The 18,941-nt window shown below is 59.2% G+C and carries 13 protein-coding genes and 1 rRNA gene; 3 read left to right on the top strand and 11 right to left on the bottom strand.

Annotated elements, in window-relative coordinates; genetic code table 11:
* Nucleotides 1-144 precede the first annotated feature (144 nt).
* Nucleotides 145-260, top strand: a 5S ribosomal RNA gene (gene rrf / locus HFK74_RS12175).
* Nucleotides 261-362: 102 nt separating this feature from the next.
* Here the strand turns inward: rrf and HFK74_RS12180 are convergent.
* On the bottom strand, nucleotides 363-1,073 hold the full coding sequence (locus HFK74_RS12180) for a GntR family transcriptional regulator (RefSeq protein WP_180203727.1): 711 nt from the start codon (nucleotides 1,071-1,073) through the stop codon (nucleotides 363-365).
* A 193-nt stretch (nucleotides 1,074-1,266) separates the two neighbouring features.
* Here HFK74_RS12180 and lapG point away from each other — a divergent pair, with 193 nt between their 5' ends.
* Both lapG and lapD read left to right on the top strand, forming a co-directional pair.
* Nucleotides 1,267-1,959 (top strand): cysteine protease LapG, encoded by a 693-nt coding sequence (lapG, locus tag HFK74_RS12185; RefSeq protein WP_180203728.1) that lies wholly within the window; start codon nucleotides 1,267-1,269, stop codon nucleotides 1,957-1,959.
* Nucleotides 1,960-1,973: 14 nt separating this feature from the next.
* On the top strand, nucleotides 1,974-3,920 hold the full coding sequence (gene lapD / locus HFK74_RS12190; RefSeq protein ID WP_180203729.1) for a cyclic di-GMP receptor LapD: 1,947 nt from the start codon (nucleotides 1,974-1,976) through the stop codon (nucleotides 3,918-3,920).
* Between the two features lie 75 nt (nucleotides 3,921-3,995).
* Here lapD and HFK74_RS12195 read toward each other — a convergent pair whose 3' ends face one another.
* The 10 genes from HFK74_RS12195 to bcsE all read right to left on the bottom strand — a co-directional run bounded on the left by HFK74_RS12195 (nucleotide 3,996) and on the right by bcsE (nucleotide 18,340).
* On the bottom strand, nucleotides 3,996-4,361 hold the full coding sequence (locus tag HFK74_RS12195) for a tryptophan synthase subunit beta (protein WP_180203730.1): 366 nt from the start codon (nucleotides 4,359-4,361) through the stop codon (nucleotides 3,996-3,998).
* A 114-nt stretch (nucleotides 4,362-4,475) separates the two neighbouring features.
* Entirely contained in the window at nucleotides 4,476-8,030 is a 3,555-nt protein-coding gene (bcsC, locus tag HFK74_RS12200) for a cellulose synthase complex outer membrane protein BcsC (RefSeq protein WP_257230309.1), read from the bottom strand.
* Nucleotides 8,018-9,142, bottom strand: coding sequence for a cellulose synthase complex periplasmic endoglucanase BcsZ (gene bcsZ / locus HFK74_RS12205; RefSeq protein WP_180203731.1), 1,125 nt, complete (start codon nucleotides 9,140-9,142; stop codon nucleotides 8,018-8,020). The genes bcsC and bcsZ overlap by 13 nt, the downstream gene beginning before the upstream one ends.
* Nucleotides 9,132-11,432 carry a cellulose biosynthesis cyclic di-GMP-binding regulatory protein BcsB gene (gene bcsB / locus HFK74_RS12210; protein WP_180203732.1) on the bottom strand — a complete coding sequence of 767 codons (2,301 nt, stop codon included), beginning with the start codon at nucleotides 11,430-11,432 and terminating at the stop codon, nucleotides 9,132-9,134. Before bcsB ends, bcsZ begins: the two co-directional genes overlap by 11 nt.
* A complete protein-coding gene (gene bcsA, locus HFK74_RS12215; protein WP_180203733.1) occupies nucleotides 11,429-14,023 on the bottom strand; it encodes a UDP-forming cellulose synthase catalytic subunit in 2,595 nt (864 codons plus the stop codon). The genes bcsB and bcsA overlap by 4 nt, the downstream gene beginning before the upstream one ends.
* Nucleotides 14,020-14,739 (bottom strand): cellulose biosynthesis protein BcsQ, encoded by a 720-nt coding sequence (gene bcsQ / locus HFK74_RS12220; protein WP_180203734.1) that lies wholly within the window; start codon nucleotides 14,737-14,739, stop codon nucleotides 14,020-14,022. Before bcsQ ends, bcsA begins: the two co-directional genes overlap by 4 nt.
* Nucleotides 14,736-14,999 carry a cellulose biosynthesis protein BcsR gene (gene bcsR, locus HFK74_RS12225; protein ID WP_180203735.1) on the bottom strand — a complete coding sequence of 88 codons (264 nt, stop codon included), beginning with the start codon at nucleotides 14,997-14,999 and terminating at the stop codon, nucleotides 14,736-14,738. Before bcsR ends, bcsQ begins: the two co-directional genes overlap by 4 nt.
* Nucleotides 14,969-16,612: a cellulose biosynthesis protein BcsG gene (gene bcsG / locus HFK74_RS12230; protein ID WP_180203736.1), complete on the bottom strand. Its 1,644-nt coding sequence runs from the start codon at nucleotides 16,610-16,612 to the stop codon at nucleotides 14,969-14,971. Before bcsG ends, bcsR begins: the two co-directional genes overlap by 31 nt.
* Nucleotides 16,599-16,799: a cellulose biosynthesis protein BcsF gene (gene bcsF / locus HFK74_RS12235; protein ID WP_180203737.1), complete on the bottom strand. Its 201-nt coding sequence runs from the start codon at nucleotides 16,797-16,799 to the stop codon at nucleotides 16,599-16,601. Before bcsF ends, bcsG begins: the two co-directional genes overlap by 14 nt.
* Entirely contained in the window at nucleotides 16,796-18,340 is a 1,545-nt protein-coding gene (gene bcsE, locus HFK74_RS12240) for a cellulose biosynthesis protein BcsE (protein ID WP_180203738.1), read from the bottom strand. The genes bcsF and bcsE overlap by 4 nt, the downstream gene beginning before the upstream one ends.
* Nucleotides 18,341-18,941: the final 601 nt, after the last annotated feature.

Genomic DNA, 18,941 nt, shown 5'->3' on the forward strand with positions numbered 1-18,941 from the left:
GGGTTTCCCCATGTGAGAGTAGGTCATCGTCAAGATTAAATTCCAAAACCCCTATCTGCTTTGCAGGTAGGGGTTTTGTCTTTATAGTAGAAACATCAAGAATTCGCTGGCACGTCGTTACAGACGGACCGGCACACAGAATTTCTTGACGACCATAGAGCGTTGGAACCACCTGATCCCATCCCGAACTCAGAAGTGAAACGATGCATCGCCGATGGTAGTGTGGGGTTTCCCCATGTGAGAGTAGGTCATCGTCAAGATTAAATTCCAAAACCCCTGTCTGCTAACGCAGACAGGGGTTTTGTCGTTTCAGAGGGTACCGAAAAGCCCAGTGTCTCTGGCGCGCACTAACGGCCAGCAGGTCACTTCGAGGTTTTGATGCGCTCGGCTTCAGGGGTAGCAAGATACCGAGTGATGACCTCGACCGCACGATTGAGGTGATGCTCAAGCAGCTTCACCGAGGTTTCGACGTCCCGTTCTTCGGCGGCTCGTAACAGAGCGCGGTGATCTTCCTGGGACAATTTGCCCAGGCCCATGGCTTCCAGATTGAATCGCAGGAAGCGCTCTTCCTCGTTCAACCCGTCCTCCACCAATTTCAGCAGTCGACGGTTGGGCGCCTTGCTGTAGAGCGACATATGAAACAGGCGATTGAGCCGACCGATTTCGGTGTAGTCCTGTTCCGTTTCCAATTGGTCGATGTAGCGGCAAGCCTGCTCGACATCCGTGTCTTCAAGCAAAGGCACCGACAAGCGCAGGGCTTCAGACTCCAGCAGGATTCGCAGGGCGTAGGTTTCCGTGGCATCGCCCTGTACCAGTGGCGCGACGACCGCGCCTTTATGGGCGACCACGTTGAGCAACGCCTGGGCTTCGAGTTGGCGTAGGGCTTCGCGCACGGGCATGCGGCTGACGCCAAACAAGTCGGCCAGGTCTTGCTGGCGCAAAGCGGTACCACAGGGAATGCGGCCATCAAGAATGGCTGCGCGCAGGCTTTCTTCTATCACCGAGCGCGCCAAGTGGGCGGGAATCGGCCCGTTGACCTTGATACTGCTGAGCGGGTTGGGCTTTTGTGTCACTACTACGCACCCTGATTGACTAAGTTTTTGGATCCAATTGACACTAGTAACTGCCTGACAGCTTGTCAAACGCCCGACAGAGTGCCTTTCCCTTAGTTTAGCGTGCCGTCAGTGATCTCAGCGTGCCATTGTTTTTTCGCGAGCTAACCTACACCATCAACCCATTCCACCTGACTACCCTGGATGACTCGTATTGGCGGTACGTTCTCCGATCTCCCGGATGTGGCGCTGGTCGTGTGGCGCCCTGCTGCTGGCCGGTGGGTTGCTGGGTGGTGTGCATGCCGATTGGGACTTTTCCCTGATCAGCAATCGGGCGCAGGCATTGTACGGACCTTTGGGCGCAGGCCAGCAGCGCATTGATGCCTGGCAGCACTTGTTGGCGACGCAGAATCGGGTCGACGAACTGGAACAGCTCAACGTCATCAACCGCTTCTTCAACAGACAACTGCGCTACGTCGAAGACATCGACCTGTGGCGCCAGGTCGATTACTGGGAAACCCCCGTCGAAGCCCTGTGGAAAGGTGCCGGTGATTGCGAAGACTACGCGATCGCCAAATATTTCAGCCTGCGTCACCTTGGCGTTTCCAGTGACAAGCTGCGCATTACCTATGTAAAGGCGCTGAACCTGAATCGTGCACACATGGTGCTGACCTACTACTCAAGCCCGGAAGCCGAGCCGCTGGTGCTCGACAGCCTTGTCGACGCGATCAGGCCGGCCAGCCAGAGAAAGGATTTGCTGCCGGTCTACTCTTTCAATGCACAAGGACTGTGGTTGCCGGGGGCCAAGAGCAATCAGAAGGTTGGTGACACCAAGCGTTTGTCCCGTTGGCAGGATGTGCTGAAAAAAATGCAGGCCGAAGGATTCCCGGTCGAGACGACTAACTAGGAGCACGCCCACAGATGTCTTTGTTCAAACAGCTTTTGATCGCGATCTGTCTGTTCCTGGTCGTCGCCTTCACCGGCAGCTTCATGGTCAGCCTGGAAAGCTCGCGTAGCCAGTACGTCAACCAGCTGCGTTCCCACGCCCAGGATGCGGCGACGGCGCTGGCGCTGTCACTGACGCCGAATATCGACGACCCGGCAATGACCGAATTGCTGGTCAGCTCGATCTTTGACAGCGGTTATTACGCCAGCATCCGCGTGGTCGATATCTCCAACGGCCAGACGCTGATCGAGCGTAGCGGCATCCCCGCCGATACCCGGGTGCCTGACTGGTTCGTCAAACTGATTGGCCTGGAGCCCGCCGGTGGCGATGCGATCGTCAGTCGCGGCTGGGAGCAGGCCGCGCGGGTCGAGGTGGTCAGTCACCCGATGTTCGCACTGGCCAAGCTGTGGCAGAGCGCGTTGGGCAGCCTGGGGTGGTTGCTGATCTGTGGCGTGGTCAGCGCGATACTCGGCGCGCTGTTGCTGCGTCGGCAATTGAAGCCCCTCGACTACATGGTTCAGCAGTCCCACGCCATTGCCCGCCGCGAGTTTCTCAGCTTGCCACAATTGCCGCGCACGCCGGAATTGCGTCGCGTGGTACAGGCGATGAACCAGATGGTCGAGAAGCTCAAGGCGCTGTTTCAGGAGCAGGCCGAACGCAGTGAAAAGCTGCGGGTCGAGTCGTATCAGGACAACCTGACCGGCTTGGCCAACCGGCGTTACTTCGAGATGCAACTGAACGCACGGGTGAGCAATTCCGAGCAAGCCAGTTCCGGTTACTTGCTGCTGTTGCGGGTTCAGGATCTGGCCGGGTTGAACCAGCGGCTCGGCGGCCAGCGCACGGATGCGTTACTCCTGGCGGTGGGCCAGCAGCTGTCGCGCGAGTGCGCCAGATACCCGGAAACAAACAATCTAATTACACGAATTCGTGGCGGTGAGTTCGCCGTTCTGGCCCCGGGCCTGGTGCGAGAGGAAGCGGTGCAACTGGCGCAGCGCCTCGGCGTAGCCCTGGCCAGCCTGCACGCGACCGGCGCCACTGATGTCGCTTCCGTGGCGGCGATCGGGCTGGCGCCGTTTATTCATGGCGATGCCCCACAAGCCGTGCTCGGGCTGGCGGATCAGGCACTGGCGCAGGCCGAAGGCCAGACCGATTCGAACTGGGTCTGCCTGGATCACAGTGCCTTGGCCGATGTCGGCGATGACCATCATGCCTGGCACAACCTGTTGGATCGGGCCTTGGAGCAACGACGTTTCAAGCTGTTTTTCCAACCCGTGGTGGCCAGCCAGGACACGCAGTTGGTACTGCACTACAAAGTGCTTTCCCGCCTGATCGACGACCAGGGCCAGAGCATCCCTGCCGGACGCTTCTTGCCGTGGCTGGAGCGGTTCGGTTGGGCGGCGCGACTGGACAGGTTGATGCTGGAGCTGGTACTGGAGCAGATGGGCACGCACGAAGCGCCACTGGCGCTGAACCTGTCCTCGGCCACCCTGGAAAACCCGCAAGCGCTGACTGCGCTCTTCGACACGTTGCGTTCGCACTCCAGTCTGGGGCCGCGACTGACCCTGGAAATCGGCGAAGAGCAATTGCCGGAGCAAGCCCGTCTCGAAGCGCTGACGCGGCGTTTGCGAGAGCTCGGGTTCTCCCTTAGCCTGCAGCATTTCGGTGGCCGCTTCAGCCTGATCGGCAACCTGGCGCGGTTGGGTTTGGCGTACTTGAAGATTGACGGTAGCTACATCCGTGCGATTGATCAGGAGAGCGATAAACGCCTGTTTATCGAAGCCGTCCAGCGTGCGGCCCATAGTATTGACCTGCCATTGATTGCCGAGCGGGTCGAGACACAAGGAGAGTTGGCAGTGATTCGCGAGATGGGGGTATACGGCATTCAGGGGCGGTTGGTGGGGGAGCCCAAGCCTTGGGAATAAGCTAGTCGCTAGGGGGGCAGCCCTCGTACACCTGTAGTTGCCGAAGGCTGCGATCTTTTTGCTGTTTCCCGGATTTCAGATAAACCCTTCCTCATCCTCCTCAACCAGACTGCTCAACCCACCCAACGCCTCACGCGCCTGGAAGCGGTCCATGAGTTTGGTCTGCGCGGGCCCTGGCAGGTCCGTGACGAGGATCACGCCTTTACTGATCAGCACGGCGATCAGGTCGTCGAGTACCCGGATCATTTCCAGGTCGCTCTGGCGCAGTTGTTTGAGCTGTTTGATTTGCAGCAACTGCTTGTGGCTGGTGGCCATGACTTCATTGGCGAACCAGGCCTGGAGGTCAGGGTGGTCGGCTGGCAGCGTTTCCGTGGATTCGGCGTAGGCTTCCGCTTCGACGCGCATCAGTTGGCCGTCTGTACTGCGTTGCACGTAGAACATCAAGCATCCCTCAAAAGTGAACGGCGTCATGCTGTCAGCAGCATAGTCAACATCGCGCCAGTTGAGGGTGTGCTTCCTATCCTGAGCACAAATCAAGCACACATCCCCCCGCCGTCACCGCATATCTGCATAGGGCGTCACCGGTTCGATCGGCATAGGCAGGTTGCCTTGCCATTCATCGAAGGTGTAACGCAGGTACAGCATAGCGCGGCTAGGGGCGTAGCCTTCGCTGTGTTGCAGGGTGATCCCCGAGCCCACAACCATGTGATTCGTCAGGCGTCGTTCGACCAGCGCTTGCAGGCGAATGCTGGCGCCAGTGCTGCTGCTTCCGTTGGTCAGGGCGGTGTCGGGAATGATATCAAACCCCGCCGGGCCGCCCAGCGGATACAAGTCGCTACTGTCGGTTTTTGAGTATGACCAGCCTACCGAGCTTTCCAGCTGTGCCGACCAATTGGCATTGCGCCAGGCATAGCTGAAAGGAACGCCAATCGAGTAATACTGTTGCGGGCTGTAATAACCGCCCTGGCCAAAGGTGTACTCGCTCAAGTCCTTGTCGTAGCCCCAATACATGAGGGTCAAGCCGGTACGCATACGCTCGTCGGCACTGTCCCTCAGTCTGTAGTAGTAACCGGTCATGGCCGAGAGGCGTTGGTTGTCGGCCACGTTCTTGCCGCGCAGCCAATGACTGCCCAAGCTGGCCCACACGCCATCAACGCCACCTTCATCATGGCTCAGGCTCAAGGTTAACCCGTTGCTGGTGACGCCGCCCCAACGTATACCGGTCTGCGGATCGACGGCCCCGGCGTATGACACCACCGAGTTGCTCATGGGCCGACGTGAGGCGGTCAACGTCCAGCCAATGGACTTCCAGTCACTGCTGTAAGCGACGCCACCGAGCCAGTTACCCACTTCGAAACCTTGTGGAGAATGGCCCAGGTCCAGCGCCCACTGAGCGTTCTTCCAGCCCACCGCCAGGCTTGGTCCGCTGGTGCTTTGCGAGGTGCTGCGGCAGCCATCGGGTACCAGCTCTTGTGTGGCCTTGTTGCGCAGCTGGACGGCGCAGGTGCCGAACTGTTCGCGGTGCAAGCCATCGGGGTCAGTGTCGAAGGAGCTGGCGTCGAGGTCTACCTGTTCGGCCTGAACGAAACCCTGCCCCTGGGCGAACGGCGCGTCGATACGCAGAATCGTCAGCTGCGTCGTCAGGTCGGCAATCCCCGGTGCCGTGTCGTCGTTGCGCCAAGTGTAGTCATGATAAAGATTGACGGTCGGGTTCTGCTGTTGATAAAGCTCGTCGACGTCGCTGCGCAGGCTGCGCGGCAGCCAATCATCGCTGTCCTTGGCGCGGCTCGCCTCAGTCATCGCCGCGTTGTCGCGGGGATTGGCCTGGGCAGGTGAAATCAAACCAGCCGCGGCCATGCTGCGGGCGTAGTTATCCAGAGCCTGTTGCGGCTGATCCTTTGCCATAAGACGCGCCGCATCGCGATAGATCAGCGGGTCGGCCTGTGGCGTTTTCAACAGGTTGGCGAATATCGCGCTGGCTTTATCCTTTTCGCCCACGGCAGACCAGGCATTGGCGAGCCGTCGTTGCCAGGGAGCGGGAGCAGAAGGGGCCACGACCATTCGATCCAGGCCGGCACGGGCTTGAGCGATGTGCCCGCTGGCAATCTGCGCTTCGATCAAGCCCAGCTGTGCCTCGGCATTTTGTGGCTGCACGCTGAGCACCTTGCGGTAGTAGCTCTCGGCCCCGGCGTAGTCTCCACGCTGTGCGGCCCAGTCGGCGAGGGTGCCAAGATCATCGACGGTTGGATCACGCTGCAACAAGGCAATGGCCTGAGACTCGTGCCCGGTGTTGCGCAGTTGTTCGACCTGAGCCATCAACTGCCGACGTTTGATCCGGGTGTTCAGTTCACGCATGTTTTCGGTCCAGTCGGCGACCGGGATCTGTCCAAGGGTGGCCAACACTTCGCTGTCGCGGTTCTCATTGGCCAGGTACAGACCATGGGCGTAACGAGCCTCGGGATTGCGGCCTTGCAGGGCAAGCAATTGACTAAACGCCTTGTCAGCCTCCCGCGGTTGCCCCATGGCAATTTCGGCGGTGGCCAGGCGATAGGTCAGCCATGGATTGTCGGGTTCCAACTGGCGGATTTTCTTCAGCAGCGATGCCAACTGAGGCCAGTCCGAACGCTGACTGGCAAGGTCCGCTTGCAGGTTCAGCCGCTCGAGTTCGATGCTCCGGCGCAGGCTGGCAAACTCCGTCTGGTTGCTGGCCGGCAGGGTGTTGAGGAAGGCCTCGGCACGTTCGAGGGACTGACCCCGATACAGCCGCATCAGGGCGCGCACCACGCTGCCATTGCCGGGTTCGACCTTGCGCGCCTGCAACAATAGGGCTTCAGCCGCGATGTCATCGGACTCGGCCATGGCGACATTGGCGAGGCCGATCAACGGGTCGGCGGAGTCGGCTTTGAGTGTTCGCGACTGCTGATACGCCTTGCGCGCCGCCGCGTAGTCCTTACGCTGCAGGGCTTCGTCGCCTTGTTGCAGGATCATCCAGTTGCGAGTAACCGCCTTTAGATCCTGCCATTTGCTGATGTAAGAGGTGTCTTGTTCTTTGCTCAGTGCCGTGGAAAAGGCTTCATGGGCCGCCGAGTATTTGTTTTGGTGCATTAACGCCATACCCAATGCGCCATACAGGCTCGCGTCTTGCGGATAAGCCTTCAGGGCCTTGCGCAACAAGCTCTCGGCAGCCGCACTCTCCCTGGCGTTGTCTTGCTCGAGCATGCGCTTGGCTTTGATGCCGGCCTGCCAGGCAGGGTCGGCCAACAGCCCTTGTTGCATCGCCAGCTGCTTCGTAGCTTCTTTAGCCAACGGCGAATACGGGTAATAGCGAATGAATGCCTGCCACGCCTGCGCCGTCTGCGGGCCCACTGGCAGCTTGATCAGGTAGTTGTATTCCCGTTCGGCGGCATTGGTACTGGCAAGAGGGTCCGCCGCCAGTTGATGCAGCACGGCCAGGGCTTCGTCGTTGCGATCCTCGGCGAACAATAGGCCGACCAGCATCTGGCGCAAGCCAGCGTTGCCCGGGTAATCCCGGTCCAGAGCCTGCACAGGACCGATCGCCGCTGCACGCTGGCCGCTGATGCGACTGCGCGCGTTCCAGTATTCCAGCGCCGACGCGAGGTCCGGCGGCTCTTTGGCAAACAGCTTTTCAAAGGCTTCGCTGGTCTCGTCAAAGCGTCCGGCAGCAGCCAGTAACCGTGCCTGCTGCAGTTGGCGCAGGCCGTCCGGGCTGTGCATTTTGATAAGTGCCTGAGCCTGGCGCAATTGCGCAGAGTCCGGCGCCAGCTGGCGCAGGCGCGTCAATCGCTGCTCGATCCAGGCGCTGTTCTGCGGCTGGGTCTTGTCGGCCAACGCCTGGCGAATGTCGCCCACCAGCACCTGGGGGTTGTCGGGGGCGATCAGTCTCAGTCGTGCCAAAGAGTCGCGGACCAGATCTTCGCGTTGCAAGGCTTCTCCGATACGCATTTGCTGCAGCAGCCATTGCTGTTGCTCCTGTTGAGTAACAGGCGCCGTCGCCGCGAGCGCGGCACCGCTCAAGCAGGACAGCAGCAGGGTGGAGCGCAACATCAAGATCTTGAAGGTGCAGCGGGGGGCTTTGTTCAGTGCGTGCATGGACTCGTCCAGTTCGGTTGCAGCCGCCCATCCTTGTCGAACCGATAGCGGTGTTCGTCCCAACCCTGGCCAAACATCACCAGCGATTGGTTGTAATAGGCATCGGCCAACGGAGGAGATTGACGCAGGTGTTCACGTTGGGCAGACAGTGCGGCAGCAGCCGATGCATCGCTGGCCAATAACGGCAAGAGTGCCGCCGAAAACCCGACAGGGCCTGCGCCCATGCTCTCGCCAGTGGCGGAATCGACGTGTTCCGGCACATATCCCAGGCGCGCGGTCGCTTCAATCATGGGTTTGAAGTGATTGACCAAAACACTGCGCTCGGGGGCGTCGGTGGCCAGCATGCCCAGCCATAGATAGACGCGAATAGCGTCGTAGCTACCCTGCGCGTTTTTCGCGTCGGGAAAAAATCCCTGTCCGGCCTGCCACATCAGCCAATCGGGTGCAAAGCCTTTGGGGGAGCCTTCGATCAGCGCGCGACGGGCGTTTTGCGCTACTTCGGTCCACACCGGTGCTATGAGAGAAAATCTGCTCAACAGTTGCGGCGGCAGATAACTGAGGTTCAGGCGCCAGCCTTGACTGGATTCGAAACCAACATCCCCTGGCAGCAACATCAGGCCAAGCCCCGGCAGCTTGCGCAGCGATTGTGCAGCGCTGCGCCATAGCAGGTGATTACCCAGGGCCAGGTAATCCGGCTTGTGCCACAGGCGACCGGCTTCCAGCAGGCTGTAGGCGATCCACAGGTCGGCGTCGCTGGCGTTATTGCCGTCGAGCACGCCCCATTGGCCATCCTTGTCGCGCCCCCATTGCCAGGCTGGCAGGTGAGCGCCCAGATCGCCGTCCGCCAGATTGTTGCGGGTCCAGGTCAGCAGCCGCTCAAAGCTTTTCCCGTCGTTGGCGACCAGCGCGAAAAACAGCCCATAGCTTTGCCCTTCAGAGGTCGTAATCTGCTGTGGAGTGGACGCGTCTATAACCCGTCCATCATCGCTGATCAGGTGCTGTTTGAAATTCTCCCAGGCCGGCCAGATACATTGGCTCGCTCCCTGTGCAGGCAATGCCAGCAGTGGCAAGAACGCCGCAAGGAGCCGTGACCGGGCCGACTTATTCTTCATGAGCCAGACGACGACGAGCCGCCCATTGCAGGATGCGCCACGTCAGGAATGCACTGAGCAGTACGCCAGACACCGCCATGATTGCGAGCAGGATCGGGTGCTCGGACAACTTGAACCAGAGCAGCAGCCACCACGGCAGGCTACCGACGTAATAGTGGTCGCCGACCATCTGGCCTTGAACGCCACTGCTGCGAATCAACACCACCGAGCCGGCCACTGCATCGAGCTTGCCGCTGTCATTGAGCGTCTCGCGCAATAACTGGTAGCCGGAGTCTTCAGTGGCCAGCAGGGCCACGATGCTGCGCTGTTCGTGGGAAGGCGACTGCATGCCGACGATTGCGGCAATGGGACCGGTGGCCGACACCTCGACACGACTGGCTGCCGGTTTGCCCGCGTCCTTGGTTTGCGACGAGCCAGGCCCCTGCATGTTCGCTTTCAACAACCCGTTTCGGGAGCTGTCCAGAAGCAGATTCATGTCGCGGTTATCGTGGATGTCAGACGGTAGAGCGCCGAGGATCAGCAAGTCGGCATCGCGCTTAGATACCTCGTCCCAGTTATCGCTCAAGGTCAGGTTTATGGCGGGCAGACCCGAGCGGGCGGAAATTCCGGCTACTGCTTCAAGGTAGGTACTCAGCTGCAAGGCGCTGGGCTGCGGCGGCACGATGACCACGGTCTCGGAAAGATCGGCCATGCGGCTGAAGGGAAAGCCGCTGCGGGCGAACGCTGCCAGGTCAGGCATTGCGATGAAATGGTGATAGCCCGACATATCAATCGTCGACTGATCGTCGATAACCGCTTGAGTGTCCACTACTAAAGAAGTCTGGCAACGATCGCGCTGGGAACTGCTGGTCGTCGTGGCGAAGCTGAAATTGAACCGCAAGTTGTTGCGGTCGCCGATTTTCAGCGCCGGGACCGACAGGTTTTCATTGGTGTTCGCCGACTCGCTGGACAACACCGCAAGGCGCAATTCTTCCAGTCGGTCATTGGTGTTGGCCAGCAGTGGCAGGCTGGTGATGAACTGATTGTTGAGGCTGATGTTCAGTCGCGAACCGTCATTGCTGGCCGATGGCGTGTAGCGATATTTGGTTTGCAGCGGAATACCCTGGTTGCGCCAGACAAACAGATCCGGCGGCAAGTTGATATCCAGGCTGATCGGCAGTGGCTGCACGCCGCTGGTACGCAACTGTTCGGGGTATTTGATCAGCTCGGAGAACCGAACGGCCCGATCGGTACGCATCCAGTTCGGTGCGTCATAGGGTTGGCGCGGCTGAATCTGCTGCACCTTGTCGATGACAACCCGCTCACCTCGAAACAGGTCACCCCCCAATACCAACGCTTGCGCGGCGGTGGCCAGGTCGGCCTCGTCCCGGCCCAGCACCAGCAACACCTTGCTGTAGCGGTCAGTCGGGTTGTCGATCATCTGCACCACCGGCGCCTCAACCGGCGGGAACTGCTTCATGTCGGCCAGGAATGCCGGGCGATGATTGTTGGTGGCGAACACAATGGACGCGGTGACTGGCGTAGCGGCTGTCGCTGCGGGCAGTTGATCAAACTGCACCGGGAATTCCGTGCCGCGCCACGCCGCCAGGCTGCCGAAATACGAGGCGAGAATACCCGCCGCACGTTGCTCGCCAAGCGTGGGAGAAGCTGCGAAAACCATGTTCAGAACCGGTTTTTCATAGTCGCGCGCATCGTAAAAAGGCATCGGAAAATAGGCCAGATCGTTCTGCACGATCAACGCCTGCTCTTTCAGGGATACCAGGCTGGCCCGGCTGATATTGACCCACAGCGCGCTATTGGAAGGCTCTTCGCAGATGTCGGTGTAATGGCCGATAAACTCCAACCGTATGCGGTTGAAGTCGCTGATCAGGCGCGGATCAAGATCAACCTGGCGAACAGTCTTTTTGCCCAGTTGCTCCTTGTCGATGGGGATCACATTCATCAACACGTCGTTGAGGTAGACCCGCAGGTGCGACAGCGTTGGCAGGAGTGCCGGCGATGGCGTGTACTCAAGTTGAAGCTTCGCATCGTTGGCGATGCGATCACGCCGCATGGTGAATTCCAGCTGATCGGTGTTATGCGTGCCTAGCAACAGGCTGTCAGCTGCCCGCCCCAGCTCTGTGAAATTACGCGAAACGTCCCAGCTCGGCACGCTGGTCACAGTTTCCGGTACTGACACTGGCACCGGTGGCTGAGCCTTGGAAGTTTGCTCTTTGACGGGCTGCGCCAGGGCACAACCCATTGCCAGCGACAGCAGGCTTGCCAGCGTGAAACTGAAATAGCGACTCATGGTGCGCATTCCGATCGAGAAGTTGGAGAAAGAGGGGACGCTTTGGCGAAGCGCGGCACATAGCTGATCAGCCAGGCGAGCAAACGCACCAACGGTCGGACAAGGGTTCGTGTCCAGGCGGGCAAGTATTGATACAAGCGGTAATAGCCGGTGGCGCCAAGACGCAGCACATCGATGAAACTGTGCAGCGGCCGATCTGGAGCGAAGTCTTCATTCCAGTTCAACCAGGCGTCTGCACGGGAAAAAGTGCATTGCACGTAATCGATTTTCTGTTGTGCAGTCAGCTCGTTGAGCGCGATGCCAATAAAGTCTTTATGGCTGCGGCTGACGATGCCCGAGAAAAGGAACTCCCGTTCCCCGCGCTGCATCATCAGGGAAACCCGCTCGCCGATTGGCAGGGAAAGCTCAACGTCCAGTTGGACGCCGGTACCACCCTCGGAGTAATCCACCAACAGGCAGGGATAGAAGTGGCCGTTTTGCAGGCGTATCGCCGCCGGCAATTTGGCCTGCACACGGTGGGTCTCGCGCACCTGACGTACTTCAGCGGCAATGGCCACGGCAGCGCCCACGATCAACAGGTTGTAAATGACCCACAGGCTGCTGACCAGCGTGGTACCGATTTCATTGGCGGGCCCGTAAATCAAACGCCATACCGCAAAGAACAGGCCGGCTACGTTGAGCACTGCCAGCACCAGATACGGCCTGGCGATACCCCAGTCGAACTGGTTCTCGGTCATCAGGCCGCCTTTGGCGGTCACGTTGAACTTGCCTTTTTTGGGATTGAACAGCGCGACGGTGGTTGGCCGCGCGATGTACCAGGCCAGTACCGTTTCATAGACCTCGCCCCAGAACGTCAAGCGGTGCTCTCCCTGCATGCGTGAGTTGGTCAGGCTGGCGTGAACCATATGCGGAATCACATACAGCATGATCATCAAGGCCGGCGCATAGATGATGTAGGCGTGCATCAGCAGGAACGCCAAGGGCGCGGTAAGGAACACCAGGCGCGGCAGGCCCGCCAGAAAGTGCAGCATGGCGTTGGCGTAGCAAATGCGTTGAAAGATCGTCAGGCCCTTGCCCAGCAACGGGTTGTCGGTGCGGAAAATCTGCGCCATGCCCCGCGCCCAGCGAATCCGCTGACCGATGTGTGCCGACAGGCTTTCAGTGGCCAGCCCTGCGGCCTGGGGAATACGCACATAAGCCGAGTTCCAGCCCTTGCGGTGCAGGCGCAGCGCGGTATGGGCGTCTTCGGTGACGGTTTCCACGGCGAAGCCACCGATTTCATCAATTGCCGAACGCCGCAGCACTGCACAGGAGCCGCAGAAAAACGCGGCATTCCACATGTCGTTGCCATCCTGTACCAGGCCGTAGAACAACTCGCCCTCATTGGGACTCCGACGGAAAGTGTCGAGGTTGCGTTCAAAAGGGTCCGGCGACAGGAAGTGATGCGGTGTTTGCACCAGCGCGAGCTTAGGGTCGCGCAGGAACCAGCCCACCGTGAGTTGCAGGAATGAACGTACCGGCACGTGATCGCAGTCGAAAATTGCAACCAACTCGCCATCAAGCTGCTTCAGTGCCTGATTGAGATTGCCGGCCTTGGCATGTTTGTTGTCGTTACGGGTGATGTAATTCACGCCGGCCTGTTCAGCAAACAAGCGAAACTCTTCGCGCTTGCCGTCGTCAAGTATCGAAATACGCAACTTGTCGTGAGGCCAGTCGATACCCAGGGCGGCATACACCGTGCTGCGTACGATGGACAAGTCTTCGTTGTATGTCGGGATCAGGAGATCGACCGTAGGCCACAAGCGTGTGTCACGCGGCAGTTGCGCCGGGGGGCGATTCAACGGCCAGCAGGTCTGGATGTAACCGAGCAACAGCACCAGCCAGGAGTACGTTTCGGCAATCAGCAACAACACCCCGCAAGCCAGATCCAGCGGACTGTCCCAGTTCAGGGTCGAGGTATAGCGCCACCACAGGTAACGGCAGGAAACGATGATCGACAGCATGATCAGCAGCAGCGTCGGAAACCGGCCCGGCACGCGCCGAATCACCATCGCTACCGCCCACAGCAAAATCACATAAACCAACTGGGATACGTAGTTGAAGGGCTGGGTGATACACACCACCACCAGGACCAGCCCGACTGCAGCGCAGGTAAAATCAAGCCAATGTCTTTGCCGAGTATCAAGGTTGCGCCGCCACCGGGCGCCTTCATGCATGGCCTTGCTCTCACTGGCGTGCTGCGGCAGTTCAGTGAGAAACGCACCAACGCGACTCCACAACCGCTGGTTCGACTGACCTACACGGCGCACCCATTGCGGTGCGGTGCGCCGTCGGGCTTGCGGCCAGGGGCGGAATACCAGCAACCACAAGCTTTGCAGGGCAATACGCAAAGGGTCTCCAACACTTGGCACCTTGCTGGCCAAGTGCGGATACCATCGTTCGCGTTGTTCCATGAGGCGCTGCCAGACCGGCGACTCCAGCCGCAAGAACAACCAGGCCATGGCGGTGAATGAAGCCAGCCATAAAGCGGTCAGTGGGTGGCAGTCGTAACGACGACGCAGTTGCAGGTAAGGGAACCAGTGCTCGATCATGCCATCTCTCGGCGTCGTGCCAGGCACCAGGTCGCCAGACTCAGCGCATCTTGCGCCGCAAGGCTTTGCGGTGCGTGTTGTCCTACTGGCTGCTTGAATGCAAAGGCTTCACGCATGGCCTCGTCGGCGTGCACCGTCAGCGGCAGGAGACGAGCCGCGTAATATTGTCGCCAGATGAGCAGCAAATCGCGTTGCAGCTGGCTGCCCGGATCGAAGCGGTTCACCAGCACGGGATTACCGCCCGCCTGTCGTTGCAGCAGCACATGGCAAGCCGCATCGGCCTCGGCTACCCGGATCGGGAGCAGGCAAGGGCCAATGGTCCCGTGCCCCGGCAAGCGTTGTGGAACATCGAACAGCAGCCAGTCATAGTGGGCCGCCAGGCTCGCCTGACGCCGTGCCCATATCTGCGGGTCATGGAGCAGTTGCTGCTCGATGCCCATGGACTCCTGGGCGCTCAGGCGACCATAAGGCAATAGCTGGAGAGTCGGCGTCAGGCCCCAGGCCTGCTTATACCAGTCCTGGCCATCGAGCATCGCCCGCGCCCAGCCCGACTTCCCGGAGTCCGGCAGATTGAAATGAAGCGACAGCAGATTTTCCGGGGACATGTCGATCAGCAATACCCGCTCACCGAGACTTTCCAGGGCATAGCCGAGCGCCGCCAGCAACGAAGTGGTGCCGACACCCCCGCGTACCCCGCGCATACTCAGCGATGTCACTTAAGCGCTCCGAACTTGCCCTGCTGCACGGGCTGGACAACCGGCAAAGGCACTTGGTCGCCCTGGTCGTCAGTGATCGGGAAATCAGCCAGCAACGGCCAGCGCTTGAGCGCCCGGCTCAATTCAAGCTGTGCCGAAACATCGACGTATTCCAAGCTCGGCAGGCGCAGTTCGACTTTAAGCCGGGCAATATCATCGGCCCGCTCGTTGCGCGAGGGCGCCTGGTTTTTCAATTGGATTTTTGCGGGTAAGGAAGCCATGCTCCATTCTCCTTGATCCGAACGTAAGGCTTGCCGGCGTAGTCGAGGACAACGGTTCCAGCGTTTTCAGAGACCGCCGGGGTTTGCGGCAGATTGGCCAGCAGTGCCTGCCAGTCCGGGCCCAACCCTTCACCTTGCGCAGGCGCGGCGTACAAGCGAGAAATGATTTCCGACAGGGCCAGATAACTGCTCGGCCCTTTGACGAGAATCGGTTCCGATCGCGGATTCTTGCCCATGCCCACCAACTTGATGCCGACCGGCACATGGGTAATCGACGGGCTCGGGATTTCCCGCATGCCGGAAATCTGCATGCGGTCGCCGTGCAAGGCAGCGCCATGCTCAGGCACGATCACCACCGCCACTCGGCGCCCACTCTTCTCCAATTCTTTGAGGAACGCGCTCAGGTCATCGATCAATGTTTGGGCGCGCGCCTTGTAATCGGCACGCTTCGTGCTGCCATCGAGGGTCAGTGTGCGGTTGCCGTCATGCAGCGTCGTGGTGTTGTAGAACAACGCCACCCTCGAATCGCTCTGCCCCTCGCGATGCTGCCACCACTTGTCCAGAACCTCGCGATCACGCCAGATCGACGAACCGTCGAAGGCAACCAGGGCGCGTGGCAGATGGGTGATATTGACCTCCGGCCCCGGCAACGATCCCTGGGCACGAACTTCGTCGATAAATCCTTCGAACTGACCCGTATGGTTGAGCATGACTTCGCTGTTAAAGCCCAGTTTGCGCAGATCGTCCATCAGCAGGCATTGCTCGGGTGCCACGCCGTAAAGCTTGCTGTGCGACTGTTGTCCGCAACTGGCGCGCAGCAACCGAATGGCAGCCGGCCCGCTGTAGGAAGTCGCCGAATTGAAATTCTCGAACACCACATCCATCTGCTGCAACAAGCTGTTGTCCTGCAAGCCAACGGCCTCCAGGTCGTCCCATGCCATCGAACAAATATTGATGAGCAGCAGGTCGAACGGTTGAGCCGCCGATTGCGACGGTTGGAAGACCACTTGCCGACCGGCCTCGGTGTTGTAGAAATTTTGCAGGTAAGCGTCGAGCGTCGGGCTGTCCGGCTCTGCGCTGACAATTGGTGTACCTGCGGATACGGCTGCCGGTGTCGTGTTTTGTTGAACAGGGGCATGCATCGCCATGAGCCCTGCTCCGCCGAGCCAGGCAAAACCAGCCAGGGTCAAGGTTGTCAGGCGCAGCCACTGGTGCACGAAGTAATACGCCACCACCAGCAGCAACAATGCGCCGCAAAGGCTCGGGTCAATGAAACGACCGGCCAGGTCAAGCAGATAATCCCCAGTGAAATTCAGTACGCCTGGCTGGTCCAGCAACCGGCTGAAGGGTGGCAGCCAAGTGTCCTGATAGAACAACGCCACGCTCAACGGTATGGCGATCAACGTGCGCAGTCCCGACAAGTATCGATTGCGCAGTGGCACCAGTAACACGGCGGCGAACACCAGGTTCGGCAAGATCTGCAAGTTCAGGTGGCCGCTCCACAGCAGCGCCAGCTTGATGAGGAAATAAAGATTCCACAGTCCCAGGCCAGGCCAGGTCCAGGCGGTTTTCGTTGATGTCGGGCCTGCTTCGAATCGCTCAGGACTGTTCATGGACATCACTCACAACGGGCGCTGCAGGTTTGCGCCGACGCACACCCCGCGACTGCAGATAACGGGGTTGCATATATCGTTGAAGCCTGCGACTGATGCGCTGCAAGAGACTGCGCAGCACAAGCATTGACGCTACCGTCATGAGGCAACTTGCCGCGATGACTTGTAGCAACTGGGTGAAATTCATGAGCAAGGCTCCGACAGCACCAACGTGATGCGTTGCGGCGCGTAGCCGCTTTGGCTGATGGCGCGTGTCAAATCGGCGGTTACTTGTCCGGAGGCTTGGCGTGATACTTCAAGCGTCTTTGGTGCATTGATGAAAGCCTGGCGTGGCAGGACGTCCGCACCGGAAAGCACCTCGCATTTGCTGAAAATATCCTGCCACGGCAAACGGCAGATATTTCCCAACGCGGGCTCCAGTCCGTCGGCACGGCAAGCGAACAGGAACAGGTAAAACACACCATCAAGAACGCAGGCGACATCGCCGAAGCGGCGCAAGGTGATCTGGCTCAAGTATTGGTCGATGTTCAGGTCGCCCCGTGGGCGCAGTCGCAACAATTGATGCGCAAGTTCGCCCGAAGCACCGCTGTAGACCTCATCCAGCAGGTCGATAAATTCACTGGGCGGCAATATCCCTCGACGCGCAGGAGGACGCAGTCGTGCAAACAGCGACTGGATATCAGCTGTCTGACGATGGCGCCAGATCTGGCCTTGGGCGCTTTCCACCATGCTGAGAAAGTTAGCCAGTGTGGTTTTGGCAGGAACGATCAGGTTGGCTCCGCACGTCAGCAACAGACGCTCGTCGCGATAGCGCAGGCAGGCTTCAATTTCCCGCACGATGATCTTCAGGGCAGCACCGCATTGCTCGCGCAGCTTGTGTAATTGCCGAGCCAGTGGTTCTACGTCCTGGTTGCTTTCCAGCGTGACGATCACGCAAGCCGCACGCGCGTGGGAAGCCTGCTGCAGCAGATCGGCGCGGTGTTCGAAAAGGCGCCACTGCTCTGACAACGGTGCCGTCCCTTCCAGGGCTGAGCGCTCGGTCAGATAAATACGCTGGTCGTCGGTACGGGTTTGCGAGGGGCTCGATAGCTGCGAATCACTCAAGGCAAAACCACTGTCGCTCGCTTGCAGGTCAAATGCCTGAGCGGCGCAAACACCCAATTGGCTGTGCCAGAAGTTCAGTTGGTAATGAATGGCACCGTCCTGGCGATACAGTTGTGCCAGGCCGGCAAGTTGCTCATTGAGACTGGACAGGCGTTCATGTAGCAGGGGCGCCTGGCCGCTGCACAGTACCAGCAGCGTGCAGTCGATGTTCAACAGCCATTCACGGGTACTTTCACACCAGCGTTGTAGCTGATGGGTGCTGAGCGTTTCCAGATGGGCGCAATTGAGCATCAACAGTAGATGACTGCCGCGCGCGATCTTGATTCGCTGTAGATCCGAGGTCAGAGTCTTGAAGGCAAGGTGGGCAGAGGCGTCGTCAGGCATGCCAAACAGGCGCAGCTCCGCGGGACCGCAATCCGCGGCCATGGACTCGACGACAGCTTGAGGATCGGTGCCGCTGCATACCAAAGTGGCAATATGTTCTTGCGACAAGCCCGATAAAAACTGACGAGCTAAAATTTCCGCATCGGTTGCAAGGTCCAGGGTGACCCAATATAACCGCCCCTGGCGCAGCAACATTTGCTCATCCTGCAGATGCCGGATGGCTAACGTGACATGACCCAACGCCTTCTACTCCAACTGTTCGAATGCAGCAAAAACTCAGCCCGAACGGTTAGGTATCGGCAAAATTTGAAGGCCGCTCACTAAGAGACAAAGGTATCCAGGCGTGCTGTCGCTTCGACACCGGTCTCAATAAAATGATGAAAATCACTCTCAGGCGATTAACCGGAAAGAGCTGTCATGGGGCCAGTCAAAATATGGGCCATTTGCAGCGCGCAGATGATGGGATATCGAGCTCTCTGTGTCAATATTTTGTAACTGGCAGTGATCGTGGCGAATGGCTAGCAATAATACGCCATGTTTTTGGCGTATTGAGCGTTGGCCTTGATCAGCGCTTGTAGAGTATTGAATGCTGTGTCAGTCAATTGGCGAATTGGTGAAAGGGCAACCCAGTCTGGTCATAAAGTAGGCGGCGAACACCCAGGAGCACTCCCGTAGGCGTGCACCCATCGGATAGAAGGCGTTTCCGACGATTGAAGGTCTGAAGCGGCAAATAGCAAAAGCCATATGTATATTCGTTAACGGTATTTAAATTTAGTTTCTTATACCTATAAAGTCACATCCCTGCGTACCTGCCGACCAATCGGCGCGCCGCACGACTCGA

It is taken from the genome of Pseudomonas sp. SbOxS1 (assembly GCF_013416725.1).
Lineage (GTDB): Bacteria > Pseudomonadota > Gammaproteobacteria > Pseudomonadales > Pseudomonadaceae > Aquipseudomonas.